Source organism: Burkholderia anthina, assembly GCF_001547525.1.
Classification (GTDB): Bacteria; Pseudomonadota; Gammaproteobacteria; order Burkholderiales; family Burkholderiaceae; genus Burkholderia; species Burkholderia semiarida.
Window position 1 is genome coordinate 956,374 of record NZ_CM003768.1, and the last position, 16,051, is coordinate 972,424.

Annotated in this window: 20 protein-coding genes; 14 read left to right on the forward strand and 6 right to left on the reverse strand. The window is 71.1% G+C overall.

Annotation, left to right across the window (positions count from 1 at the left end):
- Positions 1 to 55: 55 nt before the first annotated feature.
- Both WS64_RS04465 and WS64_RS04470 read right to left on the reverse strand, forming a co-directional pair.
- On the reverse strand, positions 56 to 1,213 hold the full coding sequence (locus WS64_RS04465) for a DUF2242 domain-containing protein (protein WP_060965818.1): 1,158 nt from the start codon (positions 1,211 to 1,213) through the stop codon (positions 56 to 58).
- A 117-nt stretch (positions 1,214 to 1,330) separates the two neighbouring features.
- On the reverse strand, positions 1,331 to 2,224 hold the full coding sequence (locus WS64_RS04470) for a LysR family transcriptional regulator (RefSeq protein WP_059644163.1): 894 nt from the start codon (positions 2,222 to 2,224) through the stop codon (positions 1,331 to 1,333).
- A gap of 110 nt (positions 2,225 to 2,334) precedes the next feature.
- On the opposite strand from WS64_RS04470, the gene WS64_RS04475 reads away from it, so the two are divergent.
- Both WS64_RS04475 and WS64_RS04480 read left to right on the forward strand, forming a co-directional pair.
- Entirely contained in the window at positions 2,335 to 3,090 is a 756-nt protein-coding gene (locus WS64_RS04475; RefSeq protein ID WP_059573900.1) for a TerC family protein, read from the forward strand.
- A gap of 89 nt (positions 3,091 to 3,179) precedes the next feature.
- Positions 3,180 to 3,482 (forward strand): TFIIB-type zinc ribbon-containing protein, encoded by a 303-nt coding sequence (locus tag WS64_RS04480; RefSeq protein ID WP_060965819.1) that lies wholly within the window; start codon positions 3,180 to 3,182, stop codon positions 3,480 to 3,482.
- Positions 3,483 to 3,594: 112 nt separating this feature from the next.
- Here the strand turns inward: WS64_RS04480 and WS64_RS04485 are convergent, their stop codons facing one another.
- The gene (locus tag WS64_RS04485; RefSeq protein ID WP_059644168.1) at positions 3,595 to 4,005 is read right to left on the reverse strand and encodes an Hsp20/alpha crystallin family protein; all 411 of its coding nucleotides are present in this window, start codon (positions 4,003 to 4,005) and stop codon (positions 3,595 to 3,597) included.
- 16 nt (positions 4,006 to 4,021) lie between these two features.
- Positions 4,022 to 4,459 (reverse strand): Hsp20/alpha crystallin family protein, encoded by a 438-nt coding sequence (locus WS64_RS04490; RefSeq protein WP_060965820.1) that lies wholly within the window; start codon positions 4,457 to 4,459, stop codon positions 4,022 to 4,024.
- 248 nt (positions 4,460 to 4,707) lie between these two features.
- On the opposite strand from WS64_RS04490, the gene WS64_RS04495 reads away from it, so the two are divergent.
- Positions 4,708 to 5,625 (forward strand): 3-hydroxyacyl-CoA dehydrogenase NAD-binding domain-containing protein, encoded by a 918-nt coding sequence (locus tag WS64_RS04495; protein WP_060965821.1) that lies wholly within the window; start codon positions 4,708 to 4,710, stop codon positions 5,623 to 5,625.
- A 31-nt stretch (positions 5,626 to 5,656) separates the two neighbouring features.
- Here the strand turns inward: WS64_RS04495 and WS64_RS04500 are convergent, their stop codons facing one another.
- Together WS64_RS04500 and WS64_RS04505 are read right to left on the reverse strand one after the other, a co-directional pair.
- Entirely contained in the window at positions 5,657 to 5,941 is a 285-nt protein-coding gene (locus WS64_RS04500) for a DUF4148 domain-containing protein (RefSeq protein ID WP_060965822.1), read from the reverse strand.
- 157 nt (positions 5,942 to 6,098) lie between these two features.
- Entirely contained in the window at positions 6,099 to 6,947 is an 849-nt protein-coding gene (locus WS64_RS04505) for a LysR substrate-binding domain-containing protein (RefSeq protein WP_059573894.1), read from the reverse strand.
- 330 nt (positions 6,948 to 7,277) lie between these two features.
- Between WS64_RS04505 and madL the strand changes: the two genes are divergently transcribed.
- The 11 genes from madL to WS64_RS04560 all read left to right on the forward strand — a co-directional run bounded on the left by madL (position 7,278) and on the right by WS64_RS04560 (position 16,048).
- The gene (gene madL / locus WS64_RS04510; protein WP_059573893.1) at positions 7,278 to 7,673 is read left to right on the forward strand and encodes a malonate transporter subunit MadL; all 396 of its coding nucleotides are present in this window, start codon (positions 7,278 to 7,280) and stop codon (positions 7,671 to 7,673) included.
- A gap of 11 nt (positions 7,674 to 7,684) precedes the next feature.
- Entirely contained in the window at positions 7,685 to 8,452 is a 768-nt protein-coding gene (gene madM, locus WS64_RS04515) for a malonate transporter subunit MadM (protein ID WP_006476364.1), read from the forward strand.
- A gap of 130 nt (positions 8,453 to 8,582) precedes the next feature.
- Complete coding sequence (gene mdcA, locus WS64_RS04520; RefSeq protein ID WP_060966886.1) at positions 8,583 to 10,229, forward strand: malonate decarboxylase subunit alpha; 1,647 nt, start codon at positions 8,583 to 8,585, stop codon at positions 10,227 to 10,229.
- A 10-nt stretch (positions 10,230 to 10,239) separates the two neighbouring features.
- Entirely contained in the window at positions 10,240 to 10,554 is a 315-nt protein-coding gene (gene mdcC, locus WS64_RS04525; RefSeq protein ID WP_006485317.1) for a malonate decarboxylase acyl carrier protein, read from the forward strand.
- On the forward strand, positions 10,551 to 11,486 hold the full coding sequence (locus tag WS64_RS04530) for a biotin-independent malonate decarboxylase subunit beta (protein WP_060965823.1): 936 nt from the start codon (positions 10,551 to 10,553) through the stop codon (positions 11,484 to 11,486). Before mdcC ends, WS64_RS04530 begins: the two co-directional genes overlap by 4 nt.
- Entirely contained in the window at positions 11,473 to 12,180 is a 708-nt protein-coding gene (gene mdcE / locus WS64_RS04535) for a biotin-independent malonate decarboxylase subunit gamma (RefSeq protein WP_060965824.1), read from the forward strand. Before WS64_RS04530 ends, mdcE begins: the two co-directional genes overlap by 14 nt.
- Complete coding sequence (gene mdcG, locus WS64_RS04540; protein WP_060965825.1) at positions 12,167 to 12,835, forward strand: malonate decarboxylase holo-[acyl-carrier-protein] synthase; 669 nt, start codon at positions 12,167 to 12,169, stop codon at positions 12,833 to 12,835. The genes mdcE and mdcG overlap by 14 nt, the downstream gene beginning before the upstream one ends.
- A complete protein-coding gene (gene mdcB / locus WS64_RS04545) occupies positions 12,832 to 13,698 on the forward strand; it encodes a triphosphoribosyl-dephospho-CoA synthase MdcB (protein ID WP_060965826.1) in 867 nt (288 codons plus the stop codon). Before mdcG ends, mdcB begins: the two co-directional genes overlap by 4 nt.
- Positions 13,695 to 14,627, forward strand: coding sequence for an acyltransferase domain-containing protein (locus WS64_RS04550; protein WP_060965827.1), 933 nt, complete (start codon positions 13,695 to 13,697; stop codon positions 14,625 to 14,627). The genes mdcB and WS64_RS04550 overlap by 4 nt, the downstream gene beginning before the upstream one ends.
- Positions 14,628 to 14,755: 128 nt before the next feature.
- On the forward strand, positions 14,756 to 15,277 hold the full coding sequence (locus WS64_RS04555) for a phospholipase D-like domain-containing protein (protein ID WP_060965828.1): 522 nt from the start codon (positions 14,756 to 14,758) through the stop codon (positions 15,275 to 15,277).
- 123 nt (positions 15,278 to 15,400) lie between these two features.
- Positions 15,401 to 16,048 (forward strand): phosphoribosyltransferase, encoded by a 648-nt coding sequence (locus tag WS64_RS04560; protein ID WP_060313510.1) that lies wholly within the window; start codon positions 15,401 to 15,403, stop codon positions 16,046 to 16,048.
- The last annotated feature ends 3 nt before the right edge of the window (positions 16,049 to 16,051 follow it).

Below are 16,051 nucleotides of genomic sequence, written 5' to 3' on the forward strand. Positions count from 1 at the left end.
GGCGTGCCGTCGCGCTGCGCCGCATGCGGCCGGGCGCGACGATACGGGAGCGCGATCAGTTCGCGGTGGGGGCGCTCGCGCCGGACGGCGCGGACGATGCGACGGGGTTGTCGGTAGCCGGTGCAGGCGATGCGCTCGACGGCGCCGATGCCGATGCGGGCGCGGATGCTGCCGATGAAGACGCGGGAGCGGCCGATGACGGCGTCGCGGTGGCCGGCGCTGCCGCCGGAGCCGAGGCAGATGCGGGCGCGAGGGCAGACGCGGGCGCGGAGACCGGCGCGGCCGTCGAACCGGAGGTCGGCGAAGGTGCCGGCGCGGTTGCCGGGCCGGAACCCGGCTTCGGCGCCGAAGCCGGCGCGGCAGCCGAAGCGGGAGCAGGCGCCGATGCAGGCGCCGGGCCGGCAGCCGAGGCCGGCACCGGCCCGGACGCCGCCGCCGGCGCGGCAGCGCGCATCGCGGCGGGCGCCGCGACGGCCGATGCCGCGGCCGGCACGGCATTCGCGCCCGCCCCCGGCGTGACACCCGGCACCGAAAGCGGCACGGGCGCCGCGGGCGGCGTCGGCACGACCGGCGTCGTCATCTTCATCGGTTCACCCTGCGGCGTCGGCGCGGGTTCGGGCAGCGGCGCGACGGGCTCCTTCTCGGCGGCCTTCACGGTCGCGCGGTCGCGCCGCGCCGGGTCGATCTTCAGGAAATGGTCGACGAGCGTGAAGAAGCGTTCATAGAACACGCCGGCGGGAATCGTCTCGCTCGCGGTCTTCACGAGCGCATCGTCGCTCGACCCGATCGGCAGCGACAGCGAGCCGAACACGCTCAAGCCGACGCTGGCCGACGTATTCGACTTCTTCAGCGTATAGCGGTCCTGCACCGCGTTCACGTATGCGATGCTCGACGAGCCGTCCGCGGTCGCGTCCGCGCACACGACGTGAAACTCGATCACGACGTGCATGTCGTTGCTCGGCTGGAAATTCTTGCTGCCGTCGACCGCGTCGTTGCGCGACGACGACACCACGTAGCCCTGGCTCAGCAGCGCGCGCCGCGCGGCCTCGCAGGCCGCGTCGGATTTCGAGTGGAACGTGTGCGCATACGGGCTGGTGGTCGCGTCGAACTGTTCCTGCTGGTAGATCGGCTTGGGCGGCGACGAGCATGCCGCCAGCACGGTCGCGGCCGCGAGCGCGCACGAAACGGAAAACAGGCGAAATCGGTTGTGCATGGCGTCTTTCAGAAGGCTCGGCGAGAGGTGGCGCAAGGGCGGTGCCCGGATGGGCGCACGCGCACATCTCGTATGGCCGGGGCGACATTATAGTTTCGTTTGATGTCGCGGCTCGCTTCAGTCGGCCGGCGCGCCGCGCGCCGCGGCCAGCAATCGCGACGTCAGCGGATGATGTTCGCCGCGCCGCGAGCGGATCGCGTGGATCTCCTCGGTCACGTCGCCCGCCTGCCCGAGCCGCCTGAGCCCGCGCAGCAGCGACGCATCGTTCGCGCCGAGTTCGCTCAGCGGGAACACGCCGAGGCCGCGCGCCGCGAACACGGCCATCAGCGCGCTGTCCTCGAACTCCCCGGCCACGCGGGGCACGATCCGCTCGTTTTCCAGCCACAGGTCGAGGCGGGCGCGCAACGCCGAATGCGCGGTCGGCAGCAGCACGGGCAGCTCGGCCAGGCACTGCGGAAAGCGCTGCCGGGCGGCCGGCGTGACGAGCGCCGCGGGCCCGTACCAGTCGACCGGCGAGGCCACGAGCCGCTCGCTCGTCACGCGCAGGTTCGACCCCGACGGCGCGCCCTGGCCGGCCAGCACGAGATCCAGGTGATGCAGCGCGAGTTCCGCGAGCAGCGCGTCGTGCTCGCCCTCGTGACACAGCAGCCGCAGCGTGGGCGTGTCGAGCACCGGGGCCAGGATCGCGTGCGCGGCGAGCTTGGAGATGCCGTCCGCGAGGCCGACCGCGAGCCGCACGGTCGGCCGGCTGGCCGCCGCGCGCACGTCGTCGGGAATCAGCCGGCCCATCTCGAAGATGACTTCCGCGCGCGCGAAGGCGGCCTGCCCGGCGTCGGTCATCGCGACGCCGCGCCCGGCAGGGCGCAGCAACTGGTGCCCGAGCGATTTCTCCAGCTCGCGCACCTGCGCGCTGATCGTCTGCACGGCCATGTCCAGCCGGCCGGCCGCACGCGCGAAACCGCCTTCCTTCACGACGACCCAGAAATAGTACAGATGGCGAAAATTCAGCATCGGAGCGCGATATATCGAAAAAAACGAACCTGAAGTCAGATTCTCTCTGATTTTTCCGAAGTACGGAGCGGCATATCATCGGGTTTTCCACTTTCGTATCCGCCCATCCCATGGACTATCTGCTGACGCTTGCCACCGACCCCGCCGTCTGGGCCGCGCTCCTGACGCTCGTCGTGATGGAAGTCGTGCTCGGCATCGACAACCTGATCTTCATCTCGATCCTCAGCAACAAGCTGCCCGAAGCGCAGCGCGCACGCACGCAGCGCCTCGGCATCGCGCTCGCGCTGGTGATGCGCCTCGCGCTGCTCGGCAGCGTCGCGTGGATCGCGAGCCTCACCGAACCCGTGTTCACGCTGTTCGACCATGCGTTCTCGTGGCGCGACATGATCCTGCTGTCGGGCGGCCTGTTCCTCGTGTGGAAGGCGACCACCGAGATCCATCACCACGTGTCGCATGACGGCGACGGCGCGGGCGGGGCCGCCGGCGCGGCCGGCCTGACGATGTGGGCCGCGATCGGCCAGATCGTGATGCTCGACATCGTGTTCTCGATCGACAGCATCGTGACCGCGATCGGCATGACCGAGCACGTCCCGATCATGTTCGTCGCCGTGATCGTCGCCGTGACCGTGATGCTGTTCGCCGCGCAGCCGCTCGCACGCTTCATCGACCGCAACCCGACGATCGTGATGCTCGCGCTGTCGTTCCTGGTCGTGATCGGCATGACGCTGATCGCCGAAGGGTTCGGTTCGCACGTGCCGAAGGGTTACATCTATGCGGCGATGGCCTTCTCGGCGTTCGTCGAGGGCATGAACATGCTCGCGCGGCGCGCGAAGGCGAAGCGGGCCGCGCACGCGGCGCGCGACTGACGCGGCACGCGGGATGCCGGCCGCCGCGGCGGCCGGCTCGCGCGCCTCATACGGAATCCGGATGAAATCGCACGGAAAGGAGAATCGCGATGAAATGTCCTGTCTGCAAGACGCCCGACCTGCTGATGGCCGAGCGCCAGTCGATCGAGATCGACTATTGTCCGACCTGCCGCGGCGTGTGGCTCGATCGCGGCGAACTCGACAAGCTGATCGCCCGCGAAACCGGTGACGCGCCGGTTCGCCGCGACGCCGCGCCGGCGCAACACGATGCGCCCGCGCCGCGCGGCCGCGACGACGGCTGGGGGCGCGACGGCCGCTCGCACGACGAGCGTTATCGGCACGACGGCCGGCGTCGCAAGAAGTCGGTGTTCGATCTGTTCGATTTCGATTGAAGCGGCGGTTCGCGTGCCCGAACGCGCGCGGCCCGATGTAAAAAATCCCCGCCCGGCATCGCGCCGGGGCGGGGATTTTTCTTGCGCGTCGCGTCAGCACACGCGCCGATGCTTACGCATGGCCGGCCGTCACGTCGATGCGGCGCGGACGCGTTTCCTCGCGGCGCGGAATCGTCAGCGTCAGCACGCCGTCGCGCAGGTTCGCGTCGATCCGCGACGTGTCGAGGTCGGCGCTCAGCACGAACGACCGTGCATAGCGCGTCGCGCGTACTTCCGCGTGCCGCATGCGCAGGTCGGCCGGCGCGTCGAATTGCGTCGCGGCTTCGATCGTCAGCGTATTGTCGTGCACCTTCACGTCGAGGTTGTCGCGCGGCACGCCGGGTAGGTCGGCCCGCAGCGTGACGCCGCGCGCGTCCTCGACGATGTCGACGGACGGCGTGATCGCGGGCCGGCGCGCGGCTTCGGCGGCGGCAGCGTGAACGGTGCTCGGGTGGCGTTCGGCCAGGGTCGGGTTCGTATTCATGTCGGTATCCTGAAGATTACTGAATCGTGATCGCACGCGGCTTCGATGCTTCGCGCCGGCCGACGCGAATCAGCAGGCAGCCGTTTTCGTAGCGGGCGCTGACCTGGTCGGGGTCCGCGTCGCGCGGCAATTCGACCACGCGGCGGAACGCGCCGTGAAAGCGCTCCTGCGCATACGTGCGCACGTCGTCGCCTTCGCGCGGCGCCGGCTTGCGCTCGCCGCTGATCGTCAGCAGATCCTTGTCGATCGACACGTCGAAGTCGCTCGCGGCCATGCCGGGTGCGAACGCGACGATCTCGATCGCATCGTCGGTGGCGCCGACGTTGAGTGCGGGAAACGCGCCGGCGCGCCCCGCACGGATGCCGGACGGGCGCTCGCCGAGCAGGCTCGCCATCTGCCGCTGCACGCGGGCGAATTCGTCGAACAGATCGTAGCCGTGATGGATACCGCTCATGTTGGTCCTCCTGAACAGGGAACGCGGGAGACGTGACCGCGCGACGCCTGCGGCGGGCGCGACGGGGGCTCCACGAGGTCGATAACGGGGGCGGTGCGTTGGATGCGGCACTGCCCGACGACGCTTAATTAGTGGCCGCCGCCGCGCATTTCAAGAGGGCATGGGCAATCCCCGCGTCGACGCATGCGCACGGGATTCGATGCGACAATCGCCGCGGCATATCCGCAGACCAACCACACGGGACAACCATGGACATTCGACGTATCGCGATCGTCGGCGCCGGCGTGATCGGCGCGAGCTGGGCCGCCTTCTACCTGACGCAGGGCTTCGACGTCGTCGCGACCGACCCGGCGCCGCAGGCCGACCAGCGGCTGCGCGACGCGCTCGCCGCCTTCCTCGGCGAGCGGGCCGCCGAACTTGCCGCGCGGCTGTCGTTCGACACCGATCTCGTGCGCGCGCTCGACGGCGTCGACTTCGTGCAGGAGAACGGCCCCGAGCGACTCGACCTGAAGCGCGCGCTCTATCGCCAGATGGACGACGTGCTGCCTGCGCACGTGCCGATCGCGTCGAGTTCGTCGGGCCTGAAGATGTCCGAGATCCAGACCGCGTGCGCGAAGCATCCGGAGCGCTGCCTGATCGCGCATCCGTTCAATCCGCCGCACCTGATCCCGCTCGTCGAGCTGGTCGGCGGCGATGCGACGGACCCCGACGTGATCGCGCGCGTGAAGCAGTTCTACGATGCGCTCGGCAAGCAGACGATCGTGCTGAACAAGGAGATGACCGGCCACGTCGCGAACCGGCTCGCGGCCGCGCTGTTCCGCGAGGTGTATCACCTCGTCGGCGAAGGCGTCGTGAGCGTCGCCGACGCGGACAAGGCCGTCGCGTGGGGCCCCGGCCTGCGCTGGGGGCTGATGGGGCAGTGCCTGACCTATCACCTCGGCGGCGGCGCGGGCGGGATCGCGCACTTCCTCGAACACCTGTCGGGGCCGATCGCGAGCTGGTGGGACGACCTCGGCACGCCGTCGTTCGATCCGGAGGTCGATCGCAAGCTGACCGACGAACTGCGCGCGATCCAGGGCGAGCGCTCGATGCAGGCGCTGGCGGCCGAGCGCGACCGGCTGCTCGTCGAGCTGATCGACGCGCGGCGCCGCAGCTTCCTGCCTTGATCCTGGTCCGGTCGTGCACGCGCGGCGGCGGTTATTGCTGCGACGTCGTCTGGCTGGCCGGCGGCACGTGGGCCAGCCACGCGGGGCTCACGGCCTGCACGAGTTCGCGGTTGCGTGCGCGCGTCGCGGCGTTCGGCGGATAGTTGCCGTCGTTGGTCGGCAGTTCGCCGTCGAGATAGGCCTGCTTGAGCTGCTCGATGACTTCCGCGCGCGTCAGGCCCTGTTGCGCGGGGGGCGACGCGTCGGTCTGGGCAAAGGCGGGGGACAGCAAGGCGGCTGCGGCGGTCGCGACGGCGAATCGCAGGGCGTTGTTCATGGCGGGCTCCGATCAAGGGGACGGGGTAGCGGATGCGCGCGGCGATGTGCGGTGCATTCCGTTGGGTCCCATTGTCGCGAGCGCGTGCTGCGCGGACGATGACGCGTTCCGGGCAACGCTGTCAGGTGCGGGCGCGACCGCGCCCCGTGCGGTGCCGCTACAACTCGGCCGCCGCCGCGATCAGCGTGGCTTCCAGCGCGAGCGTCGAGCGCGACGCGGCCGCCGGGCGGTCGATCACGTATTCGAGTTCGCCGAGCTCCGGCAGCCCCGCGTCGAGCCGCGCGAGCCCGGCCGGGATCACGTAGCCGGCGAACGCGCTGACGCCGAGCCCCGCGCTCGCGGCCGCCCGCAACACCGCGATGCTGCTGCTCACGACGGCGATCCGGTACGGCCGCCCGACGGCTTCGAGCGATTCGAGCACGCGCCGGCGCGACACGCTCGGCTCCGGATGCATCGCGAGCGGCAGCACGGCCTCGTGGCCGGTGATCCGCGAATCGGGGCCGGTGCACCAGTACAGCGGTTCGCTGCGGATCACGCGGCCGCGCCGGCTGCCGGCGATGCGCTTCGCGAACACGAGATCGTGCCGGCCTTCGTCGAGCGCGTCGAACAGGTCGCCGGACAGCCCGGTCGAGATCGCGAGCTCGACGTCCGGGTTGCGCTGCACGAAGCTCGCAAGCGCGGCCGTCAGGTGCGCCGACGCGAAATCCTCCGACATCGCGAGCCGCACCTTGCCCGACAGCGGCGGCCCGCATACCGACGTGACGGCCTCGTCCATCAGTTCGAGAATCCGCACCGCGTAGCGGAACAGCGCGTCGCCGTGCTGCGACAGGTGCACGTTGCGCGTGTCGCGCTCGAACAGCGGCCGGTCGAGCAGCTCCTCGAGGCGGCGGATATGCTGGCTGACGGTCGATTGCGACAGGTTCACGCGCTCGGACGCGGCGGTGAAGCTGCCGGACTGGGCGACGGCGACGAAGCTGCGCAGCAATTCGGGCGGTAACGGACGCATTGCTAAATCCACTGAATCGGTTTCGACAACTTCATAAATGGCCGGATTTTGCGGCGCTAGTATCGGATCACGCGCCCGTGCGGCCTCCGCGAAACGGGGGACACCGGACGCGTAGCCCGTGTCGCGCCGCCGGCTGCATCGATCAGTCTAAGCCATCCGGCGTCCGGCCCGAAACCGCATCATCCCATCGACCCCGAGAACGCGCTCGCACGACGAGCCGCCGGGCCGCGGCGCCCCGCCGCAGGAGACACACAGTCCGCCCGGGATCGGCGTGCGGGCCTGGCTCCCGCACGCGTCAGGCGCCCGTCACGAAGAGACTGGAGACGACTCATGATCATCTATGGAACCGCGCTGCTGGCGTTCTGCCACCTGGCCGGACTGTTCCTCGGCGACCTGCTCGGCAGCGCGATCGGCGTGAAGACCAACGTCGGCGGCGTCGGTATCGCGATGCTGCTGCTGATCTGCCTGCGCCTGTGGCTGCACCGGCGCGGCTGGCTGCCGAAGGAGACCGAGGCGGGCGTCGGCTTCTGGGGGGCGATGTACATCCCGGTCGTCGTCGCGATGGCCGCGAACCAGAACGTCGTCGCCGCGCTCAAGGGCGGGCCGGTCGCGCTGCTGGCCGCCGTCGGCGCGGTCGCGATCTGCGCATGCTGCATCGCGGTGCTCGCGCGCACGGGCCGCGACGACACGGCCTTCGCGGGCGTGCCGCAATTCGAAGAACGGTAACGGAGGCCGCCATGCTGCAGATGCTCGAAAAAACCGTCGCCCACAACGGGCTCGTCGCGTCGTTCGCGCTGGTCGGCCTGATCATGTGGCTGTCGTCGATCGCGTCGCGCAAGCTCACGTTCGGCCGCGTGCACGGCTCGGCGATCGCGATCGTGATCGGCCTCGTGCTCGCCTACGTCGGCGGCGCATTCACCGGAGGCGAGAAGGGGCTGGCCGACGTCAAGCTGTTCGCCGGCATCGGCCTGATGGGCGGCGCGATGCTGCGCGATTTCGCGATCGTCGCGACCGCGTTCGAAGTGCAGCCGACCGAGGCGCGCAAGGCCGGGCTCGTCGGCGTCGTGTCGCTGCTGCTCGGCACCGTGCTGCCGTTCATCGTCGGCGCGTGCGTCGCGCGTGCGTTCGGCTATACCGATGCGGTCAGCATGACGACGATCGGCGCGGGCGCCGTTACCTACATCGTCGGGCCCGTCACGGGCGCGGCGATCGGCGCGAGCTCCGACGTGATCGCGCTCAGCATCGCGACGGGTCTCGTGAAGGCGATCATCGTGATGGTCGGCACGCCGGTCGCGGCCAATTTCATGGGGCTGAAGACGCCGCGTTCCGCGATGATCTTCGGCGGGTTGGCCGGCACCGTCAGCGGCGTGAGCGCGGGCCTTGCCGCGACCGATCGCCGGCTCGTCCCGTACGGTGCGCTGGTCGCGACGTTCCATACCGGCGTCGGCTGCCTGCTCGGGCCGTCGGTTCTGTTCTTCACGACGCGCGCGCTGGTCGGCGCGTGAGGCCATGCGAGTGGCCCGTGCGCGCGCCGCATCCATCGCGGCGTCCTCTGAGTCGCATTCGGCAACATCATCAATCGACAGCGGCGCCAGGCTTAGAATGCCGCTGAACCCTCGAAGCGGAGAACTGTTCATGACCGGATGGAATCACGCGCGGCAAGCGCGCGATGCCCGGCTCGCGGCCGGCGCGGCTTACGCGCGGGGCAAGCGGGTCGACGCGCGCGACACCGTCGCGTTGCTCGAAGCGGTGCTGCGGCCGGGCGACCGCGTATGCCTCGAAGGCGACAACCAGAAGCAGGCCGACTTGCTCGCCGTCGCGCTCGCCGACGTCGACAGCGCGAAGATCCACGACCTGCACATGGTGCAGTCGGGCGTCGTGCTGCCCGAGCATCTCGACGTGTTCGAGCGCGGCATCGCGAAGCGGCTCGACTTCGCGTATTCGGGCCCGCAATCGCAGCGCATCGCGAAGCTGCTGTTCGGCGGCAAGATCGCGCTCGGCGCGGTGCATACCTATCTCGAACTGTTCGCCCGCTACTTCATCGATCTCACGCCGCAGGTTGCGCTGATCGCGGCCGTGAGCGCCGACGCCGACGGCAACCTGTACACCGGCCCGAATACCGAGGACACGCCGACCGTCGTCGAGGCGACCGCGTTCAAGGACGGCATCGTGATCGCGCAGGTCGACCGCATCGTCGACAAGGTGCCGCGCGTCGACATCCCGGGCGACCGCGTGCATTTCGTCGTCGAGGCCGGCCGGCCGTTCTACGTCGAGCCGCTGTTCACGCGCGACCCGGCCGCGATCACCGAGACGCAGATCCTGACCGCGATGCTCGCGATCAAGGGCCTCTACGAACCGTACGGGATCAAGCGCCTGAACCACGGGATCGGCTTCAACACGGCCGCGATCGAGCTGCTGCTGCCCACCTACGGCGCGAAGCTCGGGCTGAAGGGCAAGGTCTGCACGCACTGGGCGCTCAATCCGCATCCGACGCTGATCCCCGCGATCGAATCGGGCTGGGTCGAGCAGATCCACTGCTTCGGCTCCGAGGTCGGGATGGACGACTACATCCGTGCGCGCTCCGACGTGTGGTTCACGGGCCCCGACGGGTCGCTGCGCTCGAACCGCGCGTTCTGCCAGACGGCCGGCCTCTATGCGTGCGACATGTTCATCGGCTCGACGCTGCAGATCGACCTGTCCGGCCATTCGTCGACGGTCACGGCCGAGCGGATCGCCGGCTTCGGCGGCGCGCCGAACATGGGCAGCGACGCGCGCGGCCGGCGCCATCCGAGCGAGCCGTGGCTGAAGGCCGGCGCGGAAGCCGACCCGGACACGCCGGCGGCGCTGCGGCGCGGCCGCAAGCTGGTCGTGCAGATCGGCGAGACGTTCGGCGACAAGAACGTGCCGATGTTCGTCGAGAAGCTCGACGCGCTGAAGCTCGCCGACAAGCTGCAGCTCGACCTCGCGCCGATCATGGTCTACGGCGACGACGTCACGCACATCGTCACCGAGGAAGGGATCGCGAACCTGCTGATGTGCCGCGACAAGGACGAACGCGAGCATGCGATCCGCGGCGTCGCCGGCTACACGGACGTCGGCCGCGGCCGCGACCGGAAGCTGGTCGAGCGGCTGCGCGAGCGCGGCGTGATCCGCCGCCCGGAGGATCTCGGCATCGATCCGCTCGACGCCGACCGCCGCTGGCTCGCCGCGCGTTCGATCAAGGATCTCGTGCACTGGTCGGGCGGGCTCTATGCGCCGCCGGCCCGGTTCCGCAACTGGTGAGGAAGAGGGCATGGAACAGTTGAACTACCGCTTCACCGCGCGCGAACGCGCGAAGGGCGAGCAGGCCGCGGCGCTCGTCGGCGTGGTCGCGTCCGGCAACCTCGAGGTGCTCGTCGAGCGCGTGCTGCCGGGCAACGAATGCGAGATCGACATCCGCACCGCGGCCGTCGGCTTCGGCGCGGTCTGGCAGGCCGTCGTGTCGGATTTCGTCGAACGGCGCACGCCGGGCGGCCTGAAGCTGTCGATCAACGACGGCGGCGCGCGGCCCGACATGGTGTCGCTGCGGCTCGCGCAGGCCGTGCGCGCGATCGAGGGGGACGCATGATGAGCGACGCGATCCACGACGCGCCGGCGTTCGTCCCGAACGCGGCGAGCTGGTACGAAGCATCGGCGCGACAGCGCATCGACGGGCTGCTCGACGCGGGCACTTTCAGCGAATTCCTCGGGCCGGCCGAGCGCGTGACGAGTCCGCACCTGCCGCTGTTCGACCTGCCGCGGCAGTTCGACGACGGGATGGTGGTCGGCCATGGCCGGCTCGACGGCCGGCCGGTGTTCGTCGCCGCGCAGGAAGGCCGCTTCATGGGCGGCGCGTTCGGCGAAGTGCACGGCGCGAAGCTCGCCGGGCTGCTGCGCGCCGCACGCGACGTCGGCAAGCCGGTGCTGATCCTGTTCGATACCGGCGGCGTGCGGCTGCAGGAAGCGAACGCGGGCGAGCTCGCGATCGCCGAGATCATGCGCGCGCTCGTCGACGCGCGTGCGGCCGGCGTGCCGGTGATCGGGCTGATCGGCGGGCGCGCGGGCTGCTATGGCGGCGGCGGGCTGCTCGCCGCGTGCTGTTCGGCGCTCGCGGTGTCGGAACAGGGGCGCATCAGCGTGTCGGGCCCCGAAGTGATCGAGACCAACCGCGGCGTCGAGGAATTCGATTCGAAGGATCGCGCGCTGATCTGGCGCACGATGGGCGGCAAGCACCGGCGATTGATCGGCGGCGCCGATCGCTACGTGGCCGATACGCCGGACGCGTTTCGCGCGGCCGCGCTCGATTTGATCGGCCGCGCGCCGGCGTTCGATGCGGCAATGCTGCGCGCGGAACAGGCGCGTCTCGAAGCGCGGATCGAACGGTTCGGCGGCTGCGAGGACGCACTCGACGTGTGGCGTGCGCTCGGCGCCGACAAGCCGGAAGCGATTCCCGGCATGCCCGACGATGCATTCGCGAAGCTCGCCGACCAGTTACAGGAGGCCCGGCATGACGCTCGATGAAGTACTGAACGCGCTGTTTCCCGCTGGCCATTCGATTGCGCGTCATGGCGGCCTGCTCACGGGCCACGCGGAACTGGCCGGTACGCGCGTCGACGTGATCGGTGTGGCCGATCGCTTGCCGTTCGGCATCGACGAGGCGCTGACGCTGGCGTCGCGCGTGCTCGACACGGTCGCGCGCGGCGGCGAAACGCCGATCCTCGTGCTCGTCGACAGCGACAGCCAGCGGATGAGCAAGCGCGACGAACTGCTCGGCCTGAACGAAGGGCTGTCGCATCTCGCGAAGTGCCTGATGCACGCGGATCTCGCCGGACACCGGACGGTCGGCGTGCTGTACGGCCACACGGCGGCTGGCGCATTCATCGCGACCGCGCTCGCGACGCGCACGCTGCTCGCGGTGCCGGGCGCCGAGCCGGAGGTGATGGACCTGCCGTCGATGTCGCGCGTGACCAAGCTGCCGATCGACGTGCTGAAGGAGATGGCGCGTTCGACGCCGGTGTTCGCGCCGGGGCTCGACAACCTCGTGAAGATGGGCGCCGTCGACGCCGTGCTCGATCCGTCCCGCGCGCTCGACGCGCAGGTCGGCGAATGGCTCGGCAAGCCGGCCGAGCGCATCGATCGGCGCGCGGCGCGCGGCCGGCCGGTCGCGACCGACGTCGCCGCCCGCGTCGAGGCGCTCGCGCGTGCCGCACGCTGAGCTGCCGCTGCGCCGCCACACGCTCGTCACGCTGACGGCGGCCGGGTGGCGCGCGGCCTTTGCCCGCGACCCCGCGCTCGCGAGCGATCCGCTCGTGCGCGCCTGGGCCGAACACGGCCGACCGCTGATCGTGCGTCGCGCGTCGCCGGATGAAGCCGACGCCGGCCGCGTGCCGCTCGGCCTGCCGCTGCCGCCGTCGGCGGGCAAGCGGCGCATCGCGCTGAACGTGACCGCCGACGCGCTCGCGACGGTCGGCCCGCTTCCCACATTGACCGACGTGCTCGCCGCCGCGCCCGCGGCCTGGCATGCGCCGCTGCGCGAGCTCGATGCGCTCGGCGCGCGCTGCGGCGTGCAGGGGCGCGTGTTCGGCAGCCTTGCATGGCAGGCGCTGACGGGTGACCCTTACCTGAGCGCATCGTCCGATCTGGACATCGTGTTTCCGCTGCCGGATGCCGCGTCGCTCGCGCCGCTGCTCGACGGTCTCGCGGCGATCGACGCGCGTGCGCCGATGCGCATCGACGGCGAACTGCTGCGCGCCGACGGCGCGGGCGTCAATTGGCGCGAACTGCACGCGCGGATGCCCGACGTCGCAGTGAAGACGGCGATCGCCGTCGAACTGATGCGCGCCGACGCCTTCACCGGAGGCACGCGGTGAACGCACGAGCCGCCTGCCGCGTCGCCGCGCCGTCCGATGCCGAGCGTATCGCCGCGCTGGCCGAGCGCAGCCTCGTGCTCGAGATCGATACCTATCCGAAGCCGGGCCTCGTCAGTCACGTCGACACCGGCAGTCATACGGACATGGATGCTGCGACGTTCGCGCGCAGCGCCGCCGTGCTGCGGCCGTACTTCGCGGAACTCGCCGACGCCGGCGCACGCGATGCCGACATGGCCGTGCTGCGCAAGATCGGCCTGCGCGCCGAGCACGCGATGCTCGCCGCGACCGGCGGCGTCAATACGCATCGCGGCGCGATCTTCGGGCTCGGGCTGCTGTGCGCGGCCGCCGGCCGGCGCGCGATACCGGGCGCGGTGCCGGACGGGACGACGCTCGGCGCGTTCGTATCGCGTCGCTGGGGCGCCGAGATCCTTGGCGGCCCGCGTCTGCCGGACAGCCACGGCGAGCGCGCGAGCCGCCGCTACGGTGTCGGCGGTGCGCGTCGCGAGGCGGCCGACGGCTTCCCGACCGTGTACGCGGTCGGCTTGCCCGCGCTGCGCCGCGCCCGGCGCGACCTGCCGGACGATCCGGAAGCCGCGCGGGTCGCCGCATGCTTCGCGCTGATCGCCGCGCTCGACGACACGAATCTGCTGCACCGCGGCGGGCAGGACGGCCTCGATTTCGCCCGCGCGACAGCCCGTGCGTTCGTCGCGCGTGGCGGCGTGCGGGCGCGCGACTGGCGGCTGCGCGCGGCGGCCGCGCATCGGGCGTTCGTCGCGCGCCGGCTGAGCCCCGGCGGGGCAGCCGACCTGCTCGCGATGAGCGTGTTCGTCGATGTGCTCGAAGCCGAAGGGCACGTGCGATGACGCTGGCCATCCTGTGTTCGGGGCAAGGCGCACAGCGTGCCGACATGTTCGACCTGACCGGGGCGGCGCCGCAGGCCGACGCTTTGTTCGCGCATGCGGGCCGGCTGCTCGGCGACGATCCGCGCACGTGGGTCCGGCAGGCCGGGCCCGACGCGCTGACGGAAAACCGCGCCGCGCAGATTCTCTGCACGCTCCACGCGCTCGCGGCGGCTTCACTGCTCGACGCGGTGTGGCCGCGCCGGCGCTGTGTCGCCGGCTACAGCGTCGGCGAGGTCGGCTCGTGGAGTGTCGCGGGGATGATCGACCCGCACGACGCGCTCGATCTGGCTGATGCGCGTGCACGCGCGATGGATGCCGCGAGCGGCGGCGACGAGCGAATGGTGTTCGTGCGCGGCCTGACGCGCACACAGCTGGCGCGGCTGTGCGAGGGCCGCGACGCGGCCATCGCGATCGCGAACCCCGGCGATGCGTTCGTGGTCGCGGGGCGGCACGCCGATGTCGATGCCGTGGCCGACGCCGCGCTGCGAGCCGGTGCGCTGCGCGTCGCGCCCGTCTGCGTGCGGATCGCGTCGCACACGCGCCGGCTCGCGGCGGCCGTGCCGGCATTCCGCGCGACGCTGGCCGCGACGCGCGTGCGCCGGCCGCTGCCCGGCACGCGGCTGTTCTCGGGGATCGACGGCGCGTCGGTGCTCGACGTCGACACGGGCCTCGACAAGCTCGCGCGGCAGATCGCGGAGCCGGTCGAGTGGGCGGCCTGTCTGGCGGCGTGCGTCGAGGCCGGCGCAACCGCGTTTCTCGAACTCGGCCCGGGGCGCGCGCTGGCCGAGATGGCCGGCGGCGCATATCCCGCGCTGCCGGCGCGCAGCCTCGCGGATTTCCGTTCCGTCGACGGCGTGACGAGCTGGCTCGCGCGCGTCGCGGGCGGCTGACCGACGGGTCGACACCCGGTCGAAACCCGGCTTGAAACCCAGCCGTCGGGCACCGCTTTCGCACGGTGTGTTGCGCCGGCGCAGCAGCGTCGCGGCCGCCTCTTGCCACGCGAATTGGCGTCGCTACAATGGCGCCCGCCATGAGACCAGCCGCCATCCTGCTCGCCGCGTTCTGCTGCGCGACGAGCGTCCACGCCAGCCAGATTCCGTCCGACGCCGCATCGGTCGGCACGTACTTTTCGTATGACAACGCGGCGGCCGACGCGACCGTCGATCTGATCGAACAGGCGCAGCGCCGCGTGCTGCTGGCCGGCTACACGCAGGTGTCGCCGGCGGTCGCGAGCGCGCTGCGCGCGGCCCGCGCGCGCGGGATCGAGGTACGCGTCGTGCTGGTGCGCCCGCCCCGCGCGGGCAAGACCAGCGGCGCCGGCTATCTGAAATCCGCTGGCATCGACGTCGCGATCGATTCGCGGCACGGCGGCCCCGCGTCGCGCTTCGTGATCGTCGACGACAGCGTCGCGCTGACGACGCTGTCCGACGGCGCGGCCGAGCGGGCCGACACGGTGAACGTGTTCCGGCGCGCGCCCGACCTCGCGCAGTCCTACGCGCAGTCGTTCTGGCGGCTGTACCGGCAGGCCGCCGGCCTCTGACCTTCCTCCGGCGCGTCGCGCGCCGGTTTGACCCCGCTTGCGTCGGTGCGACCGATGAACCATGCTCGTGGACAGGCGCCGGCGCGGGGTGCGCGCATCCGGCGCAAGGGCAGGGAGCCGATCGTGACCGAACCCAGTTTTGCCGATCGCGCCGAGGCCGGCCGCCAGTTGGCCGACGCGTTGCGCGAATACGCGGGGCGCGGCGATGTCGTCGTGCTCGCGCTGCCGCGCGGCGGCGTGCCCGTCGCGTATCCGGTCGCATGCGCGCTGCGCGCGCCGCTCGACGTGCTGGTCGTGCGCAAGCTCGGCGTGCCGTTCGACCCCGAGCTCGCGATGGGCGCGATCGCGACGGGCGGCGCGACACATCTGCAACGCTCGACGATCCGCGCGATGGACGTATCGGACGCGCAACTCGCCGACGTGATCGCGCGCGAGACGGCCGAATTGCATCGCCGCGAAGCGCTGTATCGCGGCGCCGCGCCGCCGCTGGCGGTGGAAGGGCGCATCGCGATCGTCGTCGACGACGGTGTCGCGACCGGCGCATCGATGCGTGTCGCGCTGCAGGCGCTGCGCGAGCGCCACCCGGCGCGCATCGTCGCGGCGGTGCCGGTGGCGCCGGCGGGGGCCGCGCATGCGTTCGACGGTCTGGCCGACGCGTTCGTCGCGGTGTCGCAGCCGCTACGGTTCTTCGGGATCAGCCAGTTCTACGCGCGCTTCGATCAGACGAGCGACGACGAGGTGCGCGCGCTGCTCGACGCGGCGCGCCCCTGACAC

Coding starts and splice junctions, on each gene's coding strand:
- WS64_RS04465 (WP_060965818.1), bottom strand. CDS start 1,213: ATGCACAACCGATTTCGCCTGTTTTCCGTTTCGTGCGCGCTCGCGGCC.
- WS64_RS04470 (WP_059644163.1), bottom strand. CDS start 2,224: ATGCTGAATTTTCGCCATCTGTACTATTTCTGGGTCGTCGTGAAGGAA.
- WS64_RS04475 (WP_059573900.1), top strand. CDS start 2,335: ATGGACTATCTGCTGACGCTTGCCACCGACCCCGCCGTCTGGGCCGCG.
- WS64_RS04480 (WP_060965819.1), top strand. CDS start 3,180: ATGAAATGTCCTGTCTGCAAGACGCCCGACCTGCTGATGGCCGAGCGC.
- WS64_RS04485 (WP_059644168.1), bottom strand. CDS start 4,005: ATGAATACGAACCCGACCCTGGCCGAACGCCACCCGAGCACCGTTCAC.
- WS64_RS04490 (WP_060965820.1), bottom strand. CDS start 4,459: ATGAGCGGTATCCATCACGGCTACGATCTGTTCGACGAATTCGCCCGC.
- WS64_RS04495 (WP_060965821.1), top strand. CDS start 4,708: ATGGACATTCGACGTATCGCGATCGTCGGCGCCGGCGTGATCGGCGCG.
- WS64_RS04500 (WP_060965822.1), bottom strand. CDS start 5,941: ATGAACAACGCCCTGCGATTCGCCGTCGCGACCGCCGCAGCCGCCTTG.
- WS64_RS04505 (WP_059573894.1), bottom strand. CDS start 6,947: ATGCGTCCGTTACCGCCCGAATTGCTGCGCAGCTTCGTCGCCGTCGCC.
- madL (WP_059573893.1), top strand. CDS start 7,278: ATGATCATCTATGGAACCGCGCTGCTGGCGTTCTGCCACCTGGCCGGA.
- madM (WP_006476364.1), top strand. CDS start 7,685: ATGCTGCAGATGCTCGAAAAAACCGTCGCCCACAACGGGCTCGTCGCG.
- mdcA (WP_060966886.1), top strand. CDS start 8,583: ATGACCGGATGGAATCACGCGCGGCAAGCGCGCGATGCCCGGCTCGCG.
- mdcC (WP_006485317.1), top strand. CDS start 10,240: ATGGAACAGTTGAACTACCGCTTCACCGCGCGCGAACGCGCGAAGGGC.
- WS64_RS04530 (WP_060965823.1), top strand. CDS start 10,551: ATGATGAGCGACGCGATCCACGACGCGCCGGCGTTCGTCCCGAACGCG.
- mdcE (WP_060965824.1), top strand. CDS start 11,473: ATGACGCTCGATGAAGTACTGAACGCGCTGTTTCCCGCTGGCCATTCG.
- WS64_RS04550 (WP_060965827.1), top strand. CDS start 13,695: ATGACGCTGGCCATCCTGTGTTCGGGGCAAGGCGCACAGCGTGCCGAC.
- WS64_RS04555 (WP_060965828.1), top strand. CDS start 14,756: ATGGCGCCCGCCATGAGACCAGCCGCCATCCTGCTCGCCGCGTTCTGC.